General features: G+C 62.7%; 15 protein-coding genes. 2 read left to right on the top strand and 13 right to left on the bottom strand.

Annotation, left to right across the window (positions count from 1 at the left end):
- Positions 1-104: 104 nt before the first annotated feature.
- Positions 105-773, top strand: coding sequence for a PilZ domain-containing protein (locus VGG89_16560; GenBank protein ID HEY1978166.1), 669 nt, complete (start codon positions 105-107; stop codon positions 771-773).
- A gap of 10 nt (positions 774-783) precedes the next feature.
- Here VGG89_16560 and VGG89_16555 read toward each other — a convergent pair whose 3' ends face one another.
- From VGG89_16555 to VGG89_16540, 4 genes are all read right to left on the bottom strand, one after another.
- Positions 784-1,014, bottom strand: a complete 231-nt coding sequence (locus tag VGG89_16555) for a diguanylate cyclase (GenBank protein HEY1978165.1) — start codon at positions 1,012-1,014, stop codon at positions 784-786.
- Positions 1,015-1,086: 72 nt separating this feature from the next.
- Entirely contained in the window at positions 1,087-1,650 is a 564-nt protein-coding gene (locus VGG89_16550; GenBank protein HEY1978164.1) for a hypothetical protein, read from the bottom strand.
- A gap of 32 nt (positions 1,651-1,682) precedes the next feature.
- Positions 1,683-3,332 (bottom strand): DUF6600 domain-containing protein, encoded by a 1,650-nt coding sequence (locus VGG89_16545; protein ID HEY1978163.1) that lies wholly within the window; start codon positions 3,330-3,332, stop codon positions 1,683-1,685.
- Between the two features lie 77 nt (positions 3,333-3,409).
- Positions 3,410-5,365 carry a DUF6600 domain-containing protein gene (locus VGG89_16540; GenBank protein ID HEY1978162.1) on the bottom strand — a complete coding sequence of 652 codons (1,956 nt, stop codon included), beginning with the start codon at positions 5,363-5,365 and terminating at the stop codon, positions 3,410-3,412.
- Positions 5,366-5,473: 108 nt separating this feature from the next.
- Between VGG89_16540 and VGG89_16535 the strand changes: the two genes are divergently transcribed.
- The gene (locus tag VGG89_16535; GenBank protein HEY1978161.1) at positions 5,474-5,761 is read left to right on the top strand and encodes a high-potential iron-sulfur protein; all 288 of its coding nucleotides are present in this window, start codon (positions 5,474-5,476) and stop codon (positions 5,759-5,761) included.
- Positions 5,762-5,767: 6 nt separating this feature from the next.
- Here the strand turns inward: VGG89_16535 and VGG89_16530 are convergent, their stop codons facing one another.
- From VGG89_16530 to VGG89_16490, 9 genes are all read right to left on the bottom strand, one after another.
- Entirely contained in the window at positions 5,768-7,099 is a 1,332-nt protein-coding gene (locus tag VGG89_16530) for an alkaline phosphatase family protein (protein HEY1978160.1), read from the bottom strand.
- A gap of 2 nt (positions 7,100-7,101) precedes the next feature.
- Positions 7,102-8,526, bottom strand: a complete 1,425-nt coding sequence (locus VGG89_16525) for a glycosyltransferase (GenBank protein ID HEY1978159.1) — start codon at positions 8,524-8,526, stop codon at positions 7,102-7,104.
- Complete coding sequence (locus tag VGG89_16520) at positions 8,523-9,656, bottom strand: HEAT repeat domain-containing protein (protein HEY1978158.1); 1,134 nt, start codon at positions 9,654-9,656, stop codon at positions 8,523-8,525. The genes VGG89_16525 and VGG89_16520 overlap by 4 nt, the downstream gene beginning before the upstream one ends.
- Entirely contained in the window at positions 9,634-10,485 is an 852-nt protein-coding gene (locus tag VGG89_16515; GenBank protein ID HEY1978157.1) for a YaiO family outer membrane beta-barrel protein, read from the bottom strand. The genes VGG89_16520 and VGG89_16515 overlap by 23 nt, the downstream gene beginning before the upstream one ends.
- Positions 10,482-11,462 carry a GDP-mannose 4,6-dehydratase gene (locus tag VGG89_16510; protein HEY1978156.1) on the bottom strand — a complete coding sequence of 327 codons (981 nt, stop codon included), beginning with the start codon at positions 11,460-11,462 and terminating at the stop codon, positions 10,482-10,484. Before VGG89_16510 ends, VGG89_16515 begins: the two co-directional genes overlap by 4 nt.
- Positions 11,459-12,976, bottom strand: a complete 1,518-nt coding sequence (locus tag VGG89_16505; GenBank protein ID HEY1978155.1) for a nucleotide sugar dehydrogenase — start codon at positions 12,974-12,976, stop codon at positions 11,459-11,461. Before VGG89_16505 ends, VGG89_16510 begins: the two co-directional genes overlap by 4 nt.
- Before the next feature lie 188 nt (positions 12,977-13,164).
- Entirely contained in the window at positions 13,165-13,974 is an 810-nt protein-coding gene (locus tag VGG89_16500) for a YaiO family outer membrane beta-barrel protein (protein HEY1978154.1), read from the bottom strand.
- Positions 13,975-13,983: 9 nt separating this feature from the next.
- Complete coding sequence (locus tag VGG89_16495) at positions 13,984-15,171, bottom strand: acetyl-CoA C-acyltransferase (protein HEY1978153.1); 1,188 nt, start codon at positions 15,169-15,171, stop codon at positions 13,984-13,986.
- On the bottom strand, positions 15,164-17,308 hold the full coding sequence (locus tag VGG89_16490; protein ID HEY1978152.1) for a 3-hydroxyacyl-CoA dehydrogenase NAD-binding domain-containing protein: 2,145 nt from the start codon (positions 17,306-17,308) through the stop codon (positions 15,164-15,166). The genes VGG89_16495 and VGG89_16490 overlap by 8 nt, the downstream gene beginning before the upstream one ends.

Below are 17,308 nucleotides of genomic sequence, written 5' to 3'. Positions count from 1 at the left end.
CCCCCCTTTACAAAGGCTTTTCCGCTTTCGGCGACCCGGGCGGCCCGCCCCCGCTTAAAAGACCTAGCGGTTTTCCAGCAGGCAGGCCGAAAACACATTCAGGAATGATTAACGACCTCATCACGTTTTTCACCGGCAGCCCTCAGAACCGGCGCAAATACCCGCGCCGGACGGGCCCGTTTAAGGCGTGGATGGCGCAGGGCAATAACTGGGCCACGGTCGTCTGCATGGACATCTCGGGCAGCGGGCTAGGCGTCGTGTCGCCCGGCGAGGCGGGGACCGAGGCGAACTTCCGCGTGATGCTCGATGCCCGCCCGGTGCTGATCCGCGCCAAGCGCGTGTGGCAGAGTCAGGGAACGCTTGCGGGCAAAACCGCCTGGCGTTACGGTTACACGTTTACCGGCATTAGCGCCGACGATTGGGATGCGGTCGTTCGCTTCTGTAACAACGAAGCGGTCGTCGTCGAGAACGTCGCGCAAAAAGAGCTCGAACTGGTGCGGCTGCAGGCCGACGACGTCGACCGGCTGCTGCCCAAGCGCTTACAGGATCAGCTGCTCGCCATGCTCGTCGAGCGCCGGCGATTGGCGCCACTCGACGGCAAGACGCCCCTGGTGCAGTTCATGTACGGCGGCGTCGTCAAACGCCAAGGCATCGCGCTGCACCGGCTGGTCATTCACTCGCGCGTCCGCGATGCCGCGACGGGCGACATCGTCTCGTTCGACACGCGCTTCGTCTTCGACGATCAAGGCAACAACGTCGCCATCGACGAGTAGTTCCACATTGTCACCCTAACAATAGGATAGCTCTCCTGATGCCTTGTTTGGCGCGGTACATGTTTGCGTCGGCGGCGAAAAGCGCTTCGCGCGTTGCATTGGGATCCGGAAAGTAACCGACGCCGACGCTGACCGACATCGGCAGTTCCTGTGCGTCGAGAAAGAACGGCTCGCTGATCGCATCGCGTACGCGTTCCTTCACGCGTTGCGCGACTGCCGGAAAGAGAAACGCAACGCCCATTATAAGGGCCGTTAGAGCATAACGCATAGAAGTCGTGCGGGGTCGCTTACGCGACCCCGCGATGAGTCCGGATTAGTAGTGCTTACCGTAGATTCCCTTATTCAGATGCGGCATCGCCGGATTCTTCCACTTCGTTCCGTCGGTGAAAGTAATGCGCAGCGGCACGCATTCCGTCATTGAGGTTCTCAATGGAAACACGTTCGGGTTGAGGCCGAACTCGTGCTTGATTTCGGCGCCCGGTGAAAACGTGCCGACGTCGCGCACTTCGGCGACCAGATTGCCGTGCGCGATCAGACCGAACTCGATGTCTTTCATCGGGACGGTCGTTTCGTTAACGTAGTCGATGCTCAGGGTCGGATTGCCTCGCACCGGATATTGATAATACGTGTAGCCCGGATAGGCGGCCGGCCATCCCCAGTATGGTCCGACGCCGACCGGGTAGTACGCCGGCGCGTAACCGGTCGCCATATAGTTATTGTGCTGCGGATTGCAGCCGTTGATCTTGATCGGATGCGGAATATTGACGTGCGGCGAGTGGGTTTTCAACGGCGCCGGCGCTTGTGCGGCGACGATGGCCGGCATTCCGGCGAACAACGCGAGCGCAACCATGCGCGTGAAGTAGCGTGCGGTTTTCATGTCCGCGCACTTCTCCAAGCCGCCAAGTCCCCCTATGCTGGCGGGTGAGAGCCGCCGGTGTTGCCGCCGCTCCCTTTGCCGCTTCCGCCGGTTGCGCCGTGCGACCCGCTGCCGCCGGTTTCGTGGACCGGCGCAGACGGCGCGCGTTCGATTGGCGCTTGATCGAGGGGATGCGTGGGCGTTAGGCTCTGGGGCAGGTGCGGCAGCGACGGCGCGGACACGTTGCCGCGCCCGGCATCGTACTCGTGCCACGCGCCGGGTTCCGGCGCGACCGGCATCTCGTGGTGCGACAGCGGCGTCGTCGTTTGCGACGTGCGTTCAACGTCGGTGAAGCGGTGCGACAACGGGGCCGCATGCACCGTTTCTATCGGCGGCCGAGCGATCGGCAACGCGACCGGTTGTGAGTCGTGGCGGATCGTAACGGTTGCGAAGCGTCCAGGATCGAAACGAATCGGCGCCGGCCTCATGCCGTCGTGCACTTTGCGCGCGTCGAACGTCGAAGCCCCACCGAAGGCGGCATTGCGATACTTCGTCGCGATGGGATGCATGCGAATCGGCCCATGATGTTGATGCGACGGAGGCGGCGGAGGGGGCGGTGGAAAGCTGCGCTGCCAACGCGGCCACGGATTGTACCAGCCCCAATACCACGGGTACCAAGGATAGAACGATTCGTACGGCGCCAGGGGAACCCAGCCGAAACCGTACGGGCCGCTACCGTAATCGAAGAACGCGACGAAGGCGGGAACCCAGACCGGCGCGATGCTCAGCGAGGGCGGATACCAGCACCAACCGTAGCCGCTTGCATAAAACCAGCTGCCGTAATGATAGGGCAGCCATCCCCACGGCTCGTTTCCGACCCACGTCCATCCGTACGACGCACCCCATACCCACGTGCCGTCACGATACGGCGCCCAATCGCTGCTCTGATTGGGAATCCACGATTGACCGTATGGCGCGACGTCGGCCCAGCGACCGTACTTGTCGAGGTCGTCGTACGAGGCGATATCGGACGGCACGCTCGTGTTCTCGTTGATCGCGGCGAAGAGCGCGCGATCGCGGTTGTGATTGAAATCGTCGAACGCGTCGTTTGCAACTTTGTCGACTGAGTCCAGCGACGGCGAATCGGCGTCGCCGCGCACGAGAATCGTCTTCCCGTCGGCAACGTCGAACGTGCCGTGCGGCGTCACGAGGTCGGCATCTCCGCGACGCGACGTGACCGACGTTTGTCCGTCGGTCGAAACCCATATCCGGTAATCGCCCGGCTTCAACGCGCGAACGACGACGTTAGGCGTGACGACCTCGCTTACGCCGCCGTCGGGATGCAGCACGGCGAGCTCGACGAGACCCTGCGCTAGATCGATCTCGCGCGTCTTGGCGTCGTTGGCCGCCACACGCAATTGAACGCCGCCGGAGAGACGCAGCGCCGTGTAACCGTCGAGCTGCAGTTCGGCCAGGGTGTCGGCGTCGGTCGTGCTTACGTAATCCCCCGCGAAAACCGGCATGTTGACGCTGCCGGTCACTGGGGTTTTGGTTTTGCCCGAACGCGTCAGCAGGACGGTGCCGCTGGCAAGGACACTAATGCGTGCAACGCCCGGCGGGATACCCTGCGGAGCGTCGGCTCGAGCGACGGCCATCGTCAGGAGAACCGACGCGGCCGCGAATGCGATGGGTCGAAATAGCACGGGTCCGTGGACCTCCCCCCAAGCTAATTATTGGAGTTGTGCCCATGGACCCGCATTGTAGTCCGATTAAGGAGCGATTAGAGCGGAGGCGCCGGGCTGGCCGTTGCCTTCGTATGGCGCTCCGGAGTCGCCGCCGGCCGCTGCTGTTGCTGCGGGGGCGCCGTTGCCGGACGTGCTTGGGGTGCCGGATGCGGAGGCGGAACTGCGCGCTGCGGCTGCGGCGTGAACCGTTGCGGCTCGATCGTGCGTTGCGGCTCGATCGTGCGCTGCGGCTCGGCGCGCTGTGGCGCCCGCTGCTCAGGCGGCACGAACTGCTGCGGAGCAACGGTGCGTTCCGGAGCCATGCTCCGTTGCGGCGCCATCGTCCGTTCGGGTGCTGCGTGGCGTTGTTCCGGGGGCGCGAACTGCTGCTTCTCAACCGGCTTGGTCGCAGTCTTCGGCGCGGGGACGGGCGCTTTGAACGTCTCGGTCCGGGCCGGAGCCTGATAGACCGGGTGCGTTACCGGCGTCGTGCGTACGGGCGCTTCGATTTCGCGCGGTTTTGCGGCAACGGCGGTCTCTACCGCGGCCGCTTGGCGTTCGAACGACGCCGTGCGGACGATTTCCGGCGCCTTCTCGGCAAACGCGGGCTGCTCGAAGCGCGTCGACAGCCGAACCGTCGCCGGCGCACGCCGTACGCCCAATACCGCCTTGGTGGGCACGATCGGAATCGCACCGCGGACGAGCGTGAGTTGGCCGACGTCGCGCGCCGGTACGAGGACGGCATGCGTAAAGTCGCCGTCGCGGAACCGGTTGACCGGAATCACGCGCACGACTTTGACATATCGCATGTTGCGATAGACGTTGTAGACGTTCGTCACGTTCACCCGGCTAAGCGCCGTCTGCGGGAAGGCCGCGTTGGCACCGAAGCCCGCGTACCACGGAACGTATTGCTCGCCGGGAGCGAGCGGTACCCAACCGATGTTGCCATAGCCGTAAGCCGAGTTCAAACCTGTTACCAGTGCGGCGTTTCCGTTACCGCCGGTAAGGAAGAACGCAACCATTGCCGGCAGCCAAGCCGATGACAGCGCGTTGGGATTCTGGTATTGATAGGACGGCGGCTGCCACATCCATTGGTTGTAGTTTTGTGCGTAGTACCAGTTGCCGTAGTGATACGGAACGTAGCCCCACGACTCATTGCCGACCCAGGTGTAGCCGTAGCCGGGTTCCCAGACCCACTGACCGTTCGAGTACGGCGACCAGTTGTTGGCCTGATTAGACGGTGCCCACGATTGGCCGTAGCCCGGTACGTTGTACCACTGGCCGTAGTTCGAAAAGTCGGAATAGCCGGCTAACGCGGGAGCCAAGTAAGGATTGGAGTTGTACGAAGCGACCACGTTTTGATCGCGACGTTCGTTGAAGTTGTCGAAAGCGTCGTAGGCAATCGCTGCCTGCCTCGAGACCGCAGCGTTGTTATACGACCCGTAGGCAACCAGCGTCGAGCCCGCCGTAAGATTTTCCGAGCCGTTTCCGCTGGAAACGTTTGCCCGACCGCTGCGCACCGTCACGAGCGTCTCGCCGTTGGACAAGACCGACACGCGATAATCGCCGGCTCGAGCCGGGCGGACCGTTACCGACGGGGTGTCGATCTGCGATCCGCCGTCGTTATTCTGCAACACCGCGAGCTCTGCGGTACCCGAAGCGAGCTGCACTTCGCGCGAACCCGGATCCAAGTTCACGATGCGCACTTGCGTGTCTTGGGCGAGCCGAATCATCGAAATGCCGTCGAACTGTACTTCGGCTTTCGATCCGTCCGCCGTGCTAATGTAATCGCCGGGCAGCATCGGCGTATTGATTGCCGCACCGACTTGAGCGCCGCTGTCGCCGCGGACGATGACGACGTCGCCTTGCGCGACGCTGACATCGGCCACGCCCGGCGCTCCCGGCACGGCGTACTGCGCCGCGGCCGGCTGCATCGCGGCCAGCGTGGCGCCCAGCGCGAGCGTCGTCGCAAGCAACCCGCCGATCGCCCTTCGTAGTAGAGAAATATTCATATTGCGTTTTTCACCTCGCACTGTAGTCAACGAAAGACGTACCCGATGCGTCCGGGCCGAGGGTCCGTGCGAGGTTAGGATTGCCTGAAACCAAGCCTAAGGGTTAAGATGATCGATATGAAGGATCAAGACAAGCTCTCGCGCGCCGCCTTCGTTCGCGCTTCAGTCATCTTACCGGCTCTCGCCGGAGTTCTTGGAACCGTTGCTTCGGCCCAGGCCCCTCACGGCACCAAAGCGCAGTTCAAATATCAGACCACGCCTAAGGGCAGCGATCAATGTTCGAACTGCACGTTCTTTATCGCGGGTAAGACCGCGACGGCAAACGGAACGTGCAAGATCGTGCAAGGCGATATCAGCCCCAAGGGCTACTGTATCGCCTGGTCCGCAAAGAAGTAGGCGAAATCAGTCGTTGTCGGGAGCTAAGCCCGATGGCGGACGCGTCAGGAAGTAGTCCGGCGGATACGGCGCGGGAATCGGCGTAAAGGCGCGCGGCTTCTGCGTGAAGTCGAAGGCGTCGACGATGCTGTTCCCGCGCCGGTCCGTGTACATCGACGGTGGCCCCAATGCCGGCAGACCGAAGGTGTCTTCCACGAATCGGAGGATGCTGCCGAACTCGTACTGCGTGTGCGACACGTACCCGGCGTGGACGTACGGCGAAATGATGAGACACGGCACGCGGATGCCCAATCCGAGATAGTCGAGCTGCGGCGGCTTGGCGTTGTCGTACCAGCCTCCCCAGTCGTCCCACACGATTACGATCGCCGACGTCTTCCAGTCCGGTCCTTCGCCGACCGCGTTAACGACGCTCGCGACCCACGACGGCCCTTTATCGCTGGCCACCGCCGGATGATCTGAATCCTTCGCGTCGGGGACAACCCACGTCACCGACGCAAGCTTTCCGGCCTTTGCGTCGGCGAGCACCTTCGTTTGCGGCGTGATGACGCGTTTCCAATCCCTTCCGTAACGCACGCGGCGAATCGACGAGAACGTCGACCAGATGCCGCCGTTGGATCGCAGTCGGGGAGCGTAAAACTTCCAGGACGTATACGTCTGGTCGAGCGTGTTCGCCATCGACGCGAACTGGTTGAAGCACGGGAACGGACCGTTGGTCGATACCTGCCGTCTCGCGCTCACGGTCGCCGTCGTCGTGCCGGCCGGTGCGTCGCAGCCCCACGACGAGCCTGACGTCGGCGAGTTGACCTCGGCGAGGTTCGGCGCGAGCTTCGCGGTGGCGGCGATCAGATCGAGATGCGCGGTGAAGCTCGGTCCGAACTGCGTCGGAAACATCGCGTCGGCGAGCACGTACTGCTGGGCCATCGTCCAATACGGCGCAACTTCGGTCCGATCGAGATACGCGTACGGCGCGAGCGGCCCCGATTTCGGAATCGACAGATTGAGGTTGAATCCATCCATCCGCCCATGGTCGTAATCCAACAGTGCCGTGCGCCAGCTGTGCGAGAAATCGTAGGCGTGAAAAGTGATCTGATGGAGCGCGACCCGCTTGCCGTTCGACGTACGGCCTAACATCGGAGCGTTCGCGCCCGGGTAGCCCGCGAAGATGTTTTCGAACGTCCGGTTTTCTTGGATGACGATCACGACGTGCTTGATGTACTTGCCCGGCGAAGGCAGCGACGCGTAGGGCACGGCCGCCGCCGGCGACACGCCGGCGCCGCTGACCGCAGCGGAACACCCCGCCGAACTCACGGCGAGCCATAGGGCCAGAATCTTACGCAACGCTACGTCTTTGGATACGGTTTGACGAACATCCCGGGTGGCCGCCGACCGCGGTGCGGCGTTCGCATTGCCCAGTTGATGAAGCCCATCAAGCTCGCAAACGTGACGAACTGGCGGTACCCAAAGTTCTCAAGAAACGCGGCTAAAAAGAGATTCCAGATGTCGCGAAGGCGATAGGCGGTAAACGAGATCTCGTCGAGCAGAATGGCGACGAACGAAATCAGAATCGCCAGCGTCAACACGAGACCAAGCAAAATGAGCTGCGAGTACCAATCCAAGAAGCCGAAAACGATACCGGCAATGCCGAAGCAGATACCGAAAGCGACGACCAGAGGCGCAAGCCACTCGAAGAATACGAGGTACGGCAGGGTCATCCAGCCCAGCGCGCCGCCGCCGAAGAGCAACCGCCGGTGTATGGCCATGCACTCGCTCAAGTGCCGGTGCCACAAGACCCGCTGAGTATAGAGCTGCGACAGCGAGTTCGGCACCATCGTCCAGCAGACGGGATAAGGCGTGAAGGCAACGCGGTACACGCGCCCCTTGCGCCGCATCATGTGGTGAGCGCGCAGGGTCATCTCCATGTCTTCCCAGACCGTGTCGCGCCGGTACCCGCCCGCCTCGACGAGCAGATCCTTTCGCCAAAGACCGCACGCGCCCGATACTATACCTAGGGCGTTGAGCGGCGCCCAGCCAAGCCGGTTCGAGAGAAACGCGCGCAGATACTCGAGCGCCTGGAAGCGCGGCAGCATTTTCTTCGGCAGTGACGGCTTAAACGGATCGCCGAACGACTCGGGAATGCAGTCGTTGCCGACGGCAATCGCGCCGCCCACCACCATCGTGCGACCGTCCTTTTGGAATGGCTCGGTCATCCACTGCAAGGTCGCCGGATGGTAGTACGAGTCCGCGTCACCCGAGAGCACCAGCGGATAGCGAGCGATGTTGAGCCCGGCGTTGAGCGCGTCGGCTTTACCGCCGTTGACTTTGTCGATGACGATGAGCTCGGGATACTGGGCAGAGCGATAAATTTCTCGCACTTCCTCAGTCGGAATCGAGACGCGGTACGCTTCGGGGTAGGGTTCGAGCGAAAACTCTTGGCCGAGCTTCTCGAGCGTACGGTCCTCGGAGCCATCGTTGACCACGATGATTTCGAACGTCGGATACTCCATCGCGAGCAGCGACCGCACCGTTTTGACGATGACTTCCTCTTCGTTATGCGCCGGAACGATCATCGAAACCGGCGTATCGAGCGAAGAGTACGACCGCCGGAGCGGATCGACGCGATGCAACCGCATAAACAGCGGCAAGTTCAGGAGCGCGAGAACCGCGGTGAAGACGTAGTAACCGTTGACGAAGAGGAAATAGGCAAAAAGGCAGACCTCGATGACGAGCACGACGAGATCCCAAGGATAATGCAAGCCAGTGCTCATCGACGACTCCTTTCGGCACGGCGATCGCTAGAACGGATTGCGCTGCTCGCACGCTGGCCGGCGAGCGCCGCGGTGACGGCAGCTTTGGCGTACGGATCTTCGTGCGCTTCGAGAACGCGCGCGGCGATCTCGTTACCCGTATCGATGGAAACGAGCGTCTCGGCCGCACGCTGACGGACCCACCAGCTCGAATCGCTGGTCATCTTTTCGAGCAGCGGCAGATCTTGCGGCGTCGCCGTCTCTTTGAGCACGCGCAGCGCGGCCAAACGCAAGAACGGTCGTTCATCTTCGGCAAAGCGGCGTCCCAGATCGGCGTCCTCGGCCTGCGCGACCGTGGCCAGCGTCTTGAGCGCCGCCGCCACCAGTTCGCCGTTGCTCGACGTCGTGACGACGGCGCGGCAAATTTCTCGGGCGGCACTAGGCGACGCGCAGCCGAGGTAATCCAGCAGCCGCATCTTTCCGCGGTCGTCGGAGAGCGTAACGACGCGCTTCATCGCCGGATCGAGCCGTGCGGTTCCGACCTCGCGCAGCATCAGCTCGACACGCGCGCGCACGTAACCGAACCGATCGCGCACTTGAACTACGACGTCCTCCACCGAGGTGGAATCGAGCCGCAACAGCGCTTCTGCCGCGGCACGCGAGAGACTAGCGCGCGCCGTCTTCATAAGATTGCGAATAATGGGAACCAGCCGCGCATCACCCATCCAGCCCAGAAGGTTGAGCGCCGCGATCTTATCCGCGTCGTCTTTACGATCGAGCAGGGTGACCGCAAACGCGTCCAAGCCGATCTTGCGCGCCATGTCGTTGAGCGTCGGACCGTACGCGGTGCGGCCATCGCGATCGGTCTCTCGGTCGGACTGCCGCAGCTGGCGCACTTGATTGAAAACGAGCAAGACGTCGTAACGGTCCTTCTTGAGAATGGGCGGAAACTCGGTCAGGGGCGTCGTGAACGTGGTACGGAACGTCTTCTGCCAACGCTGCTGCAACTCGATGCGGTGACGCGAAATAGCTGCATTGCGACGTCGCAAGACCACGAGAACGACGCCGAGCAGCACGCAGACCCCGGCGAAAAACACCACCGCGATCTCCATCGCACGGAGGAAGACGTTAAAGCCGGACGCGTAGACCAAGCAACACCTCGTAGCGCTGGTATGCGCCGGCTAAGGAGTTATAGTTGACGTCCGCGTGAATCGCCGTATGCGGGTCGATCCAGTGCACGTCGTCGAGCACGAGTACGGCCGACGAATAAAAGGCGACGTGGTTGAAGCCGGTGTTCTCGATATCTCGGCCGACGTTGACCGCCGCGGTCACCGTGTCGCTAGGAAGGATCTTCGACCACGATACGGTCTGCGAAAAGCCGACGCCGGGTGTCCCCGATAATGAGGCCAGCGTCGCGTTGTAAGCAAACCGATCGTTGCCGATGTACTTATCGAAGCCGCCATTCCAAATCGACGCGTCGATGGCGGTGTAGGAGCGATTGCTATATCCGGCTTGAATGCCGAAACCGCCGTTGAGCCGCAGGTCGTATCCGGCCGTCACCTGCGACGACGGAAGGTTATTGTGCTGCGGACTGAAGCCGTACTCGACGTTGAGCGTTCCGTGTGGAACTTTTGTCGGAACGTACACTCCGGCGTAATAATACTTGTCATCGAGTCCGAAGCGAACGCCGTCGAGATAGCCGCCGTACGCCTTGAAACCCGACGTCGAAGCAAACGCGGCGTTGGCGTAGCTGCCGTGCCACATGCCGCGGCCCGCGTTGAGCCAATCGTTCGACCCCCCGGCTTCCAGATCGACGGTATCAAACGGCTGCGGCTGCGTCGGCCACACCTGTCCGGCCGTCGGAGTGGCCTGCGCGACGGGCGCCGGCGGCGCCGCCAGCGCCTGGTCGGCGCGCGCGGCTGCCGCCGTTCCAAGGGCTAAGAGTACCCCCAGCGCTACGGTCGCTGCCTCCGCCCTCACGCGACGTGCTCGCGCTTACGGGCGCTTTCAATAACCGCAGCGATGATCTCGCTCAAAGACACGCGCGGCACGAAGCCAACCGTTTCGTGCAGCTTCGTAATGTCCGGAACGCGGCGGTGGATCTCTTCGAAGCCCGCAGCGTAAGCTTCGTCGAACGGAACGAACCGCACCGTCGACGTCGATCCGGTTTGGCGGATGACCTCCTGCGCTAAATCCAGGATGCGCACTTCTTGCGGGTTACCGAGGTTGTAGATCTCGCCGACGGTCGCTTCGCAGTCGAGAATGTCCAGCAGCGCGCCGACGACGTCGCCCACGTAGCAGAAGCTGCGAGTCTGCGTGCCGTCGCCGTAGACCGTCAGCGGTTCGTTCGCTAGCGCCTGGCGTACGAAACGCGGCAACACCATTCCGTAGCGCGCGCTTTGGCGCGGGCCTACCGTGTTGAAGAGCCGCACGACGGTGCTGGGAAGCCCGCGCTCGCGGGCGAGCGCGAGCGCCAGAAACTCGTCGACGGCCTTGCTGCACGCGTACGCCCAGCGGCCTTTCGTCGGGGAGCCGAACGTGATCGGATCCTCCTCGGCCGATGGAATCTTGGTCGCCAAACCGTACACCTCGGACGTCGATGCGACGATCGTGCGGCAGCGGTAGCGCGTCGCCGCGCCCATCACCGCCTCGGTTCCTCGAACGTTGACGTCGACCGTGCGCAAGGGGCTTTCGATGACGAGCTTGAGACCGATGCGCGCGGCCATGTGCACGACGACATCGCTCTTGCGAGCCAGCTTGTCGACCAGCGGCGCATCGCAAATGTCGCCGACGACGAGGTCGAAGTTACGGTTGGACAGCGCGCTCTCGACGTTGTCGCGGCTTCCGGTCTCCAGATTATCCAGCGCGATAACGGAGTGCCCTTTCGCGAGCAGCGCATCGGTAAGATGCGACCCAATGAAGCCGGTGCCGCCGGTGATCAGAAAACGCTTCTTCATAGCCGCACCACGAGTCCGGGAGCGTTGCGCCGCTGGTCGTCGTCGAGCGCGTTGCGCGTATCGATGATGATGTCGCCGACTCTCGCGATGCGGTCGTAGTCCACGCCGGAATGCGCGGTGATGATGACGACGCAGTCCGCGCGCGCGATCTCCTCATCGGTTAGCTCGGCGCTGCGCAAGCCGTCGTGACGGCGGCGGGTGACTTCGGAACCGGCCGCGCGGCGATCGACGTGAACGGCGCGAGGCTGACCATCGCCGCGCTCCTGGCGCCGCTCTTGGCCGTTGTCGGCGCGTCGCCGTCGCTGCACGACGTTGAAAACGCGGCGCGGCCGCCACTCCGGCCATTCGCTCAAGTCGATGTCCAAGTGCGCAACGAGCGGATCGTGGTAGGCGACGTTCGCGCCTTGCGAGCGCAGCCGATCGATGATCGGAATGGCCGGCGTTTGACGCGTGTCGTTGATATTCTCTTTGTACGCAACCCCCACGAGCAGGATGCGCGAGCCGCGCAGCGATTTGCTGCGGTCGTTGAGCGCGTGCGATATGAGCTGCACGATGTGCGCCGGCATCGCGGAGTTGACTTCGTCGGCCAGCGCGATGAAGTGCGAGATGAACCCTTGCTGCTTGGCCTTCCACGATAAGTACAACGGATCGAGCGGGATGCAGTGGCCGCCGACGCCCGGACCCGGATAGAACGGCATGAACCCGAACGGCTTGGTTGCAGCCGCCTCGATCACTTCGTTCGCATCCATGCCGAGCTGATGGCACAGCAGCGCCATTTCGTTGGCGAGACCGATGTTCACCAGGCGGAACGTGTTTTCGAGCAGCTTCGCGGCTTCGGCGGCGCGTGCCGTGGAAACCGGATGCACGCGCCGCATGATCGAGCCGTAGAGCGTAGCCGCCGCCTCGGTCGACGCTTTCGAGCAGCCGCCGACGACTTTTGGAATCTCGATGAGCTTGAAGTTTTTGTTGCCCGGATCGATGCGCTCGGGCGAAAACGCGAGGAGGAAGTCTTTGTCGAGCTCGAGTCCGCCTTTTTGAAAGAGCGGCAGGAGCAGCTCGTCGGTCGTGCCGGGATACGTCGTCGACTCGAGCACGACCAGTTGACCGGGCCGCAGCAGCTTAGCGACGATATGCGCGACGCCTTCCACGTAGGAGAGATCGGGGCTCTTGCTTTTCTCGAGCGGCGTCGGGACGCAGATCACGATCGCGTCGCAGTCGACCAGCCGGTTGAAATCGGTAGTTCCGCTGAACGAGCCGGTTTTTACGACGTGTTCGAGGTCTTCGGATTCGACGTCCATGATATAGGACTCGCCGCGCTCGAGCTTCTCGACCTTGCGGGGATCCGTGTCGAATCCGACCACGCCGAACTGCTGTGCGAACTCGACCGCGAGTGGTAACCCGACGTATCCGAGGCCAATGACCCCGACGCGCGCACTTCGATCGGCAATGCGCTCTAGAAGCTTCTCTAAGGAAGCCTCCTCGCCCACAACGCGGGCAAGCTGGCTGACCGCCATACAACCCCTTCCACACTTACGCCACGAGCCCGCCCCTTAGCTCAATAGCCCGGACCACGGACGATCATGCGCCCGCTCGGTGCACAATTCTATCACATAGGTCATCAAGGGTAGCCTCAAAGAGCGCCCCTATGAATAGCCTTATCGGCCGGAACCGGGGCAAGCCTTCGCTCCGTGGGCCCCTCGGGCTAAAAAAGGCGCCCCATGCGAACGCGCAATCCGACCAGGACGAGGAAGCGCTGGTATGCTCGCGCGACGGAAAAATATCCCGCATCCAAACGGACTGCGGTATGCGGATCGAGCCAGTGGACCTCGTCGGCGTCAAAGCCCACCACGTCGTGGATCGCGACCCGCGCGCGCCCGGTATTTTCGGCGCCACGGCCTGCATCGGCCGTCAGCGTTACCGTGTCGAGCGGCAGAAAGTCGGACCAGCGCAAACCTTGTACGATGCCGAGTCCCGTCTTGCTCGAAACGGTCGAGAAATTCAGGAAATATCCGAGGGCTTGATGATCCCAATGTTTGTCGGTCCCCACACCGTAGTTTGCCGCGCTTGCCGACGAGAAGTCGCGACCGACGTAACCGAACTGGTAACTCCATCCGCCGCCCGTTCGTAGATCGTAGCCCGCGAGAATCGCTTTCGAGGGGATGACTTCGTTCCTCGAACTGACGCCGTAGCCGAGGTGCAAAGTACCGTTGGGATGTCCCGTCGGAACGTCGACGCCGGCCGCGTACACGTCCGTGCTCGTGCCGAAGCGGACTTCGTTGAGCGCATCGACGTGAACCCCAAAACCGGACGGCGCTCGATACGAGGTGCCAAAATATCCCGTCTCCCAACGCCCTTTGCCGTTGTTGAGATACGAGTTCGAACCGCCGGCATCCACATCGACGATTGCCGGCCGCCGCGAAGCGCCGGGAGACGGCGAGGGCGCCGGCGTCGCTAACGGAAAGACCGGAGTCCCTTGCGTTACTTGCGCCAACAGCAGTGCGGCGACGAGCATGAGCCGGCGCTAGACGACTTCGAAAAGGCCCGCGGCACCCATGCCGCCGCCGATGCACATCGTTACGACGACGTATTTCACGCCGCGGCGCTTACCTTCGATGAGCGCGTGCATCGTCATGCGCGCGCCGCTCATGCCGTACGGATGGCCGATCGAGATCGCGCCGCCGTCGACGTTGAAGCGGTCGTTCGGAATGCCCAGCGTGTCGCGGCAGTAGACGGTCTGCACCGCAAAGGCCTCGTTGAGTTCCCACAAGCCGATGTCGTCGATCTTCAAACCGTGCTGCTGCAGCAGCTTCGGCACGGCGAACACCGGACCGATGCCCATCTCGCCCGGCTCGCATCCCGCGACCGCGAAGCCGCGATAAATGCCGAGGGGTGCGAGATTGCGCTGCCGCGCGAGCGTTGCGTCCATAATGACGACCGCGCCGGCGCCGTCGGACAACTGCGAACTGTTGCCGGCGGTGATCGACGTTTCTTTTATGCCGGGAACGGCGCCGGGCAGTTTCTGCAACGCTTCTAGCGTCGTCTCGGGACGATTGCCTTCGTCCTTATCGAGGACCACATGCTGTTCGCTCACGGTGCCGCTGTCTTTATCCTGCACGTACTTCCACGACGGAAGCGCCACGATCTCGGCGTCGAAGCGTCCGGCAGCCTGCGCGACCGCGGTCCGCTGCTGACTTTGCAGCGCGTACTCGTCTTGACGATCGCGCGACACGTCGTACTTCTTGGCAACGTTGTCGGCGGTATAGAGCATCGGCATGTACACGTCGGGCGTATGGCGCAGCAGCCACTCCTCGGTGTAGAACTCCATGTTCAAGTAATTCTGCACCATGCTGACCGACTCGACGCCGCCGGCAACGATGACGTTCGCACCGTCGGCAATAACGCGCTTGGCGCCCGCCGCGATGGCGTCGAGCCCCGACGCACAGTAGCGGCTAACGGTTTGACCCGCAACCGTTACCGGACAACCCGCGCGCAGCGCGGCGGTACGGCCGATGTTGTTGCCGGTTGCGCCTTCGGGCAAACCCGAACCGATGACGACGTCGTCGACTTCGGCGGGATCGATACCGGCGCGCTCCATCGCGTTCTTGACGACGTGTCCCGCCATCGTCGCTCCGGGCGTTTGATTGAAAGCACCGCGAAACGCACGCCCGATCGGCGTACGCGCGGCAGAGACGATGACCGCCTCACGCATTGACTAACTCCTTGGTGGCTGCAGTGTGCTTGGCGAAGGTTCCGCCGGACTTTGCTATCTCGGCCAGGAGCGGCGCTGGGGTCCATTGCGGACCGAACTCGCGCGCAAACTCTTCCACCTTGGCGTAGACGGTGTCGACGCCAACCTCGTCGGCGTACCACATCGGTCCGCCCTTGTGCGGCGGGAAGCCGTAGCCGTAGACGTAGACGATGTCGACGTCGCCGGGCCGCAGCGCGACGCCTTCGGCGAGCAAGAACGCGCCGCGATTGATCAGCGCATACACGAGCCGGTCGGCAATCTCGTCGTCGGTATAGGTGCGCGCGGCGATACCGGCTTTACGCGCCTCTTCGGCAAAGAGTTCCTCGACGTGCGGATCGGCAATGGGCTCGCGGCCTTTGCCCACGGCTTTGTCGTACTTGAAGTAGCCGGCCATCGTCTTTTGACCCAGCCGCTTGAGCTCGACGAGCCGGTCGATGATGTTCGTGCGTCCCTTACCCTCTTCGCCGCGCGATTTTTGAATGTGCCACGCGACGTCGATACCGGAAAGATCGCTCATGGCAAAGGGTCCCATCGGGAAGCCGAACTTCTTCATTACCGCGTCGACGCGCATCGGCGACACGCCCTCTTCGGCGAGCGCTACCGCTTCACGCGCGTAATCGAAGATCATGCGATTGCCGATGAAACCAAATGCGTTCCCCGAAAGCACCGACGTCTTGCGCAGCGTCTTGCCGAGCTTGAACGCCGTCGCCAGCGTCTGCGGCGAGGTTTCCGAGCCGCGCACGATCTCGAGCAGCGGCATGATGTTCGCTGGTACGAAGAAGTGCAGACCGAGGAACTGTGCCGGCCGTTTGGTGACCGACGCCATCTCGTCGATGTCGAGCGTGGAGGTGTTCGAAGCGAAGATCGCTTCGGGCTTTACGATCGATTCGAGCCTGGTGAAGACGTCTTTCTTGACGTCCATGTTCTCGAACACCGCTTCGACGACCACGTCGGCGTCGGCGAGCTCGCTCCAGTCGTCGGTGAACTTAATCGACTGACCGCGCTTCCAGGCTTCTTCTTGCGTCAGCTTGCCCTTCTGCACCTGATACATGAACATGCCCATCACGGTTTGACGAGCTTTGTCGACGGCTTCGTCGTTGGAGTCGACGACCACGACGGGAATGCCGGCTTGCGCGAACGTTATCGCGATGCCGCTGCCCATCGTGCCCGCACCGATCACGCCGGCCTTCTTGATATCGATCGGTTCGGCCGCCGGAAGCCCCGGAATCTTGGAGAGCTCGCGCTCCGCGAAGAACACGTGGCGCAGGGCGAACGACGGCGCCGAGCGCGCAAGCTCTTCAAAAAGCCGCGCTTCGCGCGCGATGCCGAACTCGAACGGCATTTCGACCGCGGCTTCGACGGCGTCGATGAGCTTGTGCGCGGCGAATCCGCCGTTGTCCTCGGGGGGCACCATCTTGTGCGCTTGCGACACCACGAAGGGTCCCGCTTGCGTCGAGATCCCTTTGCCGATGAACGGCTTCATCTTCGAGATGCGCCGCTTGGCCGGCATCCCTTGCGCCGGATCGATAACTTTTTTGGCGAATGCGACGGCGTCGTCGACGGCGTTATCATCGATGATCTCGTCGATAATGCCGAGCTCTTTTGCCTTGTCCGCCGGGTGCGTGTTGCCTTTGAGCATGAACTCGAGCGCCGCCTGCGCGCCGATGAGACGCGGCAGCCGCTGTGTCCCGCCGGCACCCGGCAGCAAACCGAGCTTGATTTCCGGCAGGCCGACCTTCGAGCGTTGGGTCGCCCCGCGATAGTCGCACGCGAGCGACAGCTCGAGACCGCCGCCCATACAGTTTCCGTCGATCGCCGCGACGTACGTCTTCGCGCCGCGCTCCACCGCCGCGATGACGTCGCGAACGGTCTTCGTTTCGGGCGTCGGCTCCGTCGAGAAATCGTTCACGTCGGCGCCGCCGCTGAACAACCCGTTGGCGCCGGTGAAGATGATCGCTTTGACGCCCGGATCGGCTTCTGCCGCTTCGACGGTGTTGAGCAGCTCCGCCGAGTAGGCAAACGAGAGGGCGTTGACCGGCGGATTGTCGAGGGTGATCACGCGAACGCCGTCGCGATCTTCAATGCGTACTTGTCCCAT

Source organism: Candidatus Baltobacteraceae bacterium (assembly GCA_036488875.1).
Classification (GTDB): Bacteria; Vulcanimicrobiota; Vulcanimicrobiia; order Vulcanimicrobiales; family Vulcanimicrobiaceae; genus JAFAHZ01.
Note: the sequence above shows the minus strand (reverse complement) of the source record. Positions and strands in the feature narration are given on the sequence as shown.